This is a genomic window from Paenibacillus ihuae (assembly GCF_001368795.1).
GTDB lineage: Bacteria > Bacillota > Bacilli > Paenibacillales > Paenibacillaceae > Paenibacillus_AQ > Paenibacillus_AQ ihuae.
In genome coordinates, this window is sequence record NZ_LN831199.1 from 36,247 (window position 1) to 42,820 (window position 6,574).

5 protein-coding genes and 1 pseudogene are annotated in these 6,574 nt (G+C 49.9%); 3 read left to right on the top strand and 3 right to left on the bottom strand.

The features are described from left to right. Positions 1–211 (bottom strand): sugar phosphate nucleotidyltransferase (locus AQR02_RS19870; RefSeq protein WP_148449176.1); only part of this gene is annotated, 211 nt, incomplete at its 3' end. A 244-nt stretch (positions 212–455) separates the two neighbouring features. Further along, the gene (locus AQR02_RS19875; protein WP_054942202.1) at positions 456–2,975 is read right to left on the bottom strand and encodes a U32 family peptidase; all 2,520 of its coding nucleotides are present in this window, start codon (positions 2,973–2,975) and stop codon (positions 456–458) included. Between the two features lie 264 nt (positions 2,976–3,239). Here AQR02_RS19875 and rfbA point away from each other — a divergent pair, with 264 nt between their 5' ends. Next, the gene (rfbA, locus tag AQR02_RS19880) at positions 3,240–4,118 is read left to right on the top strand and encodes a glucose-1-phosphate thymidylyltransferase RfbA (protein WP_054942203.1); all 879 of its coding nucleotides are present in this window, start codon (positions 3,240–3,242) and stop codon (positions 4,116–4,118) included. A 20-nt stretch (positions 4,119–4,138) separates the two neighbouring features. Further along, on the top strand, positions 4,139–4,693 hold the full coding sequence (gene rfbC, locus AQR02_RS19885; RefSeq protein WP_054942204.1) for a dTDP-4-dehydrorhamnose 3,5-epimerase: 555 nt from the start codon (positions 4,139–4,141) through the stop codon (positions 4,691–4,693). Between the two features lie 448 nt (positions 4,694–5,141). Here the strand turns inward: rfbC and AQR02_RS19890 are convergent, their stop codons facing one another. Next, entirely contained in the window at positions 5,142–5,351 is a 210-nt protein-coding gene (locus AQR02_RS19890; protein ID WP_054942205.1) for a hypothetical protein, read from the bottom strand. Positions 5,352–5,748: 397 nt separating this feature from the next. On the opposite strand from AQR02_RS19890, the pseudogene AQR02_RS19895 reads away from it, so the two are divergent. After that, positions 5,749–6,574, top strand: a pseudogene (locus tag AQR02_RS19895) (nitrite/sulfite reductase); the annotation flags it as partial.

Genomic DNA, 6,574 nt, shown 5'->3' on the forward strand with positions numbered 1-6,574 from the left:
AAGAATTATCAAAATGGTCCTCAATCGCGCGCTTGCCCTTCCCGGTTACGATGATAATATCCTCGATTCCCGAGGCAACGGCTTCTTCGACAATATATTGAATCGTCGGTTTGTCTACAATCGGCAGCATTTCCTTGGGCATCGCTTTAGTGGCGGGCAGAAAGCGGGTCCCCAGCCCGGCCGCGGGGATAATAGCCTTACGAATCTTCATGATATAGCTCCTTCTGTCTGCTTTAGTTCTTTGCACCCCAGTCTCCGTAGAAACTTGGCATAATTAAATTCATTATAGCAGTTCAGGAAGTTTTTTGGCAGTAATATTGTTATATATTAGGAGTGGTTACTCTTTATACAAAAAGAGCCAGGGTGCCTTCAGGCGCAGCTAATATGCCCCTGAGTCATCCTGACTCTATATAATAATTTGTACTCCACTAGAGCTTCAGCCAGTCAGCCGGACTTTACTTGGCATTCACCAGTTGTCCGCGTGTGACCCCAAGCTGGTTAGTAGCCTTGAGGCTCTTCCAGACTTGAGTGCCGGAGATCTCACCGCGCAGCGCACGGGTATAGAGACTGATGACCTCAGCCACCTGCTCCGGTTTTTCTTCCAGAAACTCCACCCGGAAGGAGGAGACACCCAGCTCACGGAAATTATTCAAGTATTCCGCACCGGACTGTTCCACAGCATTATAAACAGTGTTGCGGCAGCCTTCGTCTACACGAACAGGATGGGACATCCCAATCCGGTCCTGCAGGGAAGCACGGTGCTCTTCACAAGGGCGCCCGCAATTTGTGTAGTCGGTCCCTTCGCTCATGAAGGTGCAGTACACACAATGCTCGGTATGGAACATCGGAAGATGCTGATGGATCACAACCTCCATGCGAGAGGTATCGCTGTGCTCAAGCAGATCTACCATTTGCTGAATGTTCAGATCATAGGACGGCGTCACTGTATCTAAGCCGGCGTTCAGGAATAGCTCCACCGCCTTGTGGTTGGCGATATTCAGCGAGAAGTCGCCGATCAGGCGCGGATGCACGACATCCGGCTGCTCCATACGGCGCTTGAGATAGTAATACAGCGCGCCTGTATTACGTACCAGCACCGCATCCGGCTCCAGGCGCAGGATATTGGCGTGGTAGCCGTTCTCGCCCGGCATATGGATGCGCGGCGTGGCCAGCGCTATACTGGCCCCCGCAGCCCGCACAGCGTCCACCGCTGCCGGGAACTGCTTGATGAACTCAAAGTCGGCGTAAATGCTTCTTACGCCGGCTTCGAGCGCAGCCTGCACCTGCGGCAGGCTGCGGCACAGCGCGGTGAGCTCCGCCTCACCGCGCGGGCCTGCGGCGCCCCTGCGGAAGGCGTCGCCGTAAACCTCTACCGCCCGTTTCACGTAGATGGGCGGCTTCGGGCGCTCGCCGGCAAGCAGCTCCACCGCCTGGCGGCGGATGCTGTTCAGCTCGCGCATAGGCACGATCACGTCGCCTTCCAGCTGCGACTCGAGCGCCTCAAGCTGGAACACGGTCCCGCCCAGGCGGCCGAATTGTTCTTCCAGCAGGGCGGCATCCATCGGACGCTTCTGCGCGGTTTCCAGCAGCAGCTCCGAATCCACGCGGACCGTGACGTTCTTCTGAACGTCGGTCCACCAGGTGGCCAGTGGCTCGCCTACGCGGCCTGCTACCTTCACCTGAACCGGGAAGACGCGGTACGGCTTCTCGGTTTCGTAGGACTGGCGCAGCGCCTTGTCGAGCGCCGGGTCATTGGTCTTCCAGATGCGGTCGCCGACATGCAGGCGGCGCAGATCAACGTCATTGCGCCCCGGGACGATGTCGATGATCCAGCCTTCTCCGGCTTCACCCTCAAGCTTCACACCTTTGCGGCGCAGATCATAGACGCGGCCGCCTTCTTCTTTTTTCGTCGGATCACCGGCATCGAACACAATACCGTCACCGCGTTTGAGCGGAGCATGAATCCGGCAGACAACACCGTCACGCAGAATCTGCTCGACCGTTCCCATGTACACACCACGGCTTTTTGGAAAAGTTCCGTCCACCAGCTTCTTATTATTCGTCCCATCCAGGAAGCCATGCGTGAAGCCACGGGAGAAGCTCTGCTGCAGCTCACGGATATCTTCCTTGGAGGTAGGAGACCAGTTCCCGTCAAAATAACGGTCAATCGCTTTACGGTATTTGCTCACCACGTTAGCCACATACTCCGGGCTTTTGAGCCGGCCTTCAATTTTGAAGGAGGTGACACCCGCTTCGATCAGCTCCGGCATCAGATCTATTGCGGCCAGATCCTTAGGAGACAGCAGGTAAGTCACATCCCCCATCGGCTTCACTTCGCCATCCACCATAAGATCATATGGTAAACGGCAGGCTTGGGCACATTCACCGCGGTTCGCGGAACGCCCGCCCCACATTTCCGAAGTCAGGCATTGCCCCGAATAGGAGACACACAACGCACCGTGCACGAACACCTCCATCGGCAGGCGGGCCTGATCCCCGATAGTCCGGATTTGTTTCAGATTATTTTCCCGGCCGAGCACTACGCGCTCCATTCCCCAGGGCTTCGTGAACTCCACCGCTTCCGGCGACGTAATTGTCATTTGTGTTGAGCCGTGGATCGGGAAATCCGGAGAAATCTCGCGGATCATTTTGACCAGCCCCAAATCCTGCACAATTACCGCATCCACACCCGCATCCACACAGGCATCGATCAGCTCCTTGGCATCGGCCAGCTCATTTTCAAACACCAGTATATTAAACGTCAGAAAGCCCTTCACGCCATAACTATGGAGAAATGCCATAATTTCCGGCAGCTCGTCCATACGGAAGTTGTTGGCTCTCGCCCGTGCATTAAACTTCTCTACGCCAAAAAAGACGGCATCTGCTCCGTTCGCCACTGCTGCACGCATACAATCCCAGTCACCGGCCGGGGCCAGCAGCTCCACGTCTTCTCTGCGTAATCCTTGCTCGTTCATTTATATCCTCCCAAACCGCTGTTTAGCGGGTCTTTTCCAAATCTTTAACTTATTAATTGTATCAAATATCACATCGCTGCGCCATCAAAATAGGACCACCTGGATCTAATTTTCAGTTCTGAGATATCTTAGTGTACACATGAGTTCTTTACCCTAATAGACAAATCAAGAACATACAGCGTAAAATATAATTTGAAAAGATAATACGAAAAAGATTACACTGTTACCAAAATTTATATGTAGCAAGGAGAGTCGAAAAAGGTTATGAAAGGCATAATTCTTGCGGGAGGAAGCGGCACCCGCCTTTATCCTCTCACAATGGTGACCAGCAAACAGTTATTGCCGGTCTATGACAAGCCAATGATTTATTATCCTCTATCCACGCTGATGCTGGCAGGCATCAAAGATATACTAATTATCTCTACTGCTGAGGATACGCCCCGTTTTGAAAATTTGCTCGGCGATGGCTCCCAGTTCGGAATTTCGCTGCAATACATTGTTCAGCCAAGTCCCGACGGACTTGCACAGGCCTTTATTTTGGGTGAATCGTTTATTGGGGAAGATTCCGTGGCTATGATTCTTGGAGACAACATTTACTACGGCAACGGCATGACCAAGATCCTTAAACAAGCTGCCGGAAAAGAACGTGGCGCAACAGTTTTTGGCTACCATGTACCTGATCCCGAACGCTTCGGTGTGGTGGAATTTGACGAAGACGGCAAAGTTCTCAGTGTCGAAGAAAAGCCGGAGCAACCTAAATCCAATTATGCGGTTACCGGCCTGTATTTCTATGACAATCGCGTGGTTTCTTTAGCTAAGGAAGTGAAGCCGTCGCACCGAGGGGAATTAGAAATCACGTCAATTAATGAAGCCTATTTGAAATTGGGAGAACTGGATGTTGCCCTGCTCGGACGCGGTTTCACCTGGTTGGATACCGGAACACACCAAAGTCTGGTTGACGCTACTAATTTTGTCAGAACGATTGAAGATCATCAGGGTATTAAAATTTCTGCCCCCGAAGAAATTGCTTATATTAATGGCTGGATTACAAAGGAACATCTGCTGGAATGTGGACATAAACTGAATAAGACCGGCTACGGTCAATATCTGATTAAAGTAGCCAACGGAAAAATCCAATTTTAAAAGCTGAAAGAGTGAAGAAGATGAATTTTACCAAAACTAATCTAGAGGGCGTCATCGTTGTTGAACCGGCAGTCTTTGGAGATCACCGAGGCTGGTTTATGGAAACCTATAACGAAGCAAAGTTCCAGGACCAAAGTCTTGACTATAAGTTCGTTCAAGACAATCAGTCCTATTCGGCCGTCAAGGGAACTTTGCGTGGACTGCATTTCCAACTGAATCCCAAAGCTCAAACCAAGCTCGTCCGCTGCACACGTGGATCCATTTATGATGTGGCGGTAGATATCCGTCAAGGCAGCCCATCTTACGGCAAGTGGTTCGGTGTTGAACTAACCGCTGAGAACAAGAAGCAACTACTCATTCCCAAAGGCTTCGCCCACGGTTTCATAACGCTGACTGAGGACGTGGAGGTTCAATACAAATGCGATGAGCTGTACGCACCAGAATGTGATGGCGGTATTTTGTGGAATGATCCTGACATCGGTATTGAATGGCCTATCAATGTTACTCCTGTGCTGTCTGCCAAAGATGAGAAAGCCCCTCTGCTTAAAGATGTCTCACATAATTTTGTATATTAAAAGATAGTATGTTGTATTGATCGCGGTAGATTATTCAAGACGATGCCCGTCTTCACTACAGACAGATTCAGCACAAATAACGACCGAGGCCACAAACGGCCATGGTCGTTATTTGCAATATATCATCTTTTTTCTTCCCCGCCAATTGTAGCGATTGAAACCATTTGCAGCAGCGCCTACTGAGCTAGTGTTAGATTAGCATCGTTCAGAGTCAGAAGGAGCTTGTAGATCAAGGAATTAGGAATTACACACAAAGGAATGTCGTTTTTGCTCATTTTCGGGTAGTAAATCTATCCACTGAATTATCTGGAGCCATTTCCTCAGTTCTCAAGGCCCCTTAACACTTTCCTCTTCTACTCAAATTTTCAAGGTCTTCTAATATTCGTTTAGTGGGCCTCAAATCTTCAATTGTTCTCAGCTTGGTTAAGAGGTAAGTGTACATTTCCGGTCAGCTTAACCAGTTCATAATCATCGCATAATCGGAAACGGCAAATACCAGCAGGCTCACCACACCGAAGGCAATAGCAAACTTGTTCTTCTGGGGAGCTCGGAGCAGCCGAAAGACACCGATAAAGATCAGGATGGTGAACATAATCATAAAAAGATCAAAGGTATGAAATTTAGACGGTTCTTGCACAGCAGCTTCTGCAAGCAGCATGGCATTACCTCCTCAAAAGTGTTGTCAAGCAAGGTCCTCTAATCCATATCTCCCTCTATGTTATCGCTACCATTTGCCAGGCGCAATAGGAAATCCGCAAAAAATCGGTAAATGTCACAAGAAATATTTTTCACAGCTGTTTTTAGCCTTCAAAATATGAATAACCTCATTGACGATAAAGAAAACAATCCACGCCCAAGTTAAAACTCCATCGAAGTGTCAGGGAACTATCAGCAGGACCTTATGAAGCTATAAAGAATCGTTATATCGTTTGCTACAACTCTCACAGCCTGTTCTTGGCGGGTTATGTTACCATCGAGCATAATATCACAGGAATACTACCGGAATTTATGCAATATCACTGAAGGGGATATCCTGGCAGAGAGGAAGTTATACGATGGCTTACGAACCGGTTTGGAGTGCTGATCCAGAAAAGCTGAGCAAATTCGAATTTGTTAAACTGCAGAAAGACGGGCTGGACATCATCCGCACTATTATTGAAAAATATGCCCTGGAGGGGTTTGATTCTATCCCGGCTGACGAGCTTGATCTTTTTAAGTGGCGGGGTCTATCAGCAAAAGCCGCGAAACGGCCATTTCATGATGCGTGTCCGCATCAATACCGGAATTATGACCTCGGAACAGGCGAGAGCCATTGCCGAGATCGCCCGATTGTACGGGCGTGGGCTGATTGATGTAACCACCCGGCAGGCTGTCCAGTTTCACTGGCTGACGGTTGAGAATTTCCCTGACATTTTCCGGAGACTGGAGGCTGCCTCGCTCTATTCCTATGAAGCCTGCGGGGATTGTCCGCGGACCATCGTGGGTAATCCGCTGGCGGGAATCGACAAGGACGAGCTGTTCGATACGACCGCTATCGTGGAGCAGCTGAATGATTTCTTTATGCTGAACCGGGATTTCTCCAACCTGCCGCGTAAATTCAAGTTGTCTGTCTCCGCCAATTACTATAACAATGGACAAGCCGAGATCAACGATCTGTCGTATACCCCGGCTGTCAAAATCATTGACGGACAAGAAACTGCCGGGTTCCATGTGATGGTGGGCGGCGGACTCTCCGCAAAACCGCATCTGGCGCAAAAACTCAATGTATTTGTCAAACCGGAAGAAGCGCTTAAGGTCGCAGCCGGAGTTGTGACGCTGTTCCGTGATTACGGGTACCGTGAAAAACGCCATCACTCCCGCCTTAAGTTTCTCGTTGCCGAT

What these genes read in the sequence shown, in the direction of transcription:
- rfbC (WP_054942204.1), top strand. Translation starts at nt 4,139, where the DNA reads ATGAATTTTACCAAAACTAATCTAGAGGGCGTCATCGTTGTTGAACCG.
- rfbA (WP_054942203.1), top strand. Translation starts at nt 3,240, where the DNA reads ATGAAAGGCATAATTCTTGCGGGAGGAAGCGGCACCCGCCTTTATCCT.
- AQR02_RS19875 (WP_054942202.1), bottom strand. Translation starts at nt 2,975, where the DNA reads ATGAACGAGCAAGGATTACGCAGAGAAGACGTGGAGCTGCTGGCCCCG.
- AQR02_RS19890 (WP_054942205.1), bottom strand. Translation starts at nt 5,351, where the DNA reads ATGCTGCTTGCAGAAGCTGCTGTGCAAGAACCGTCTAAATTTCATACC.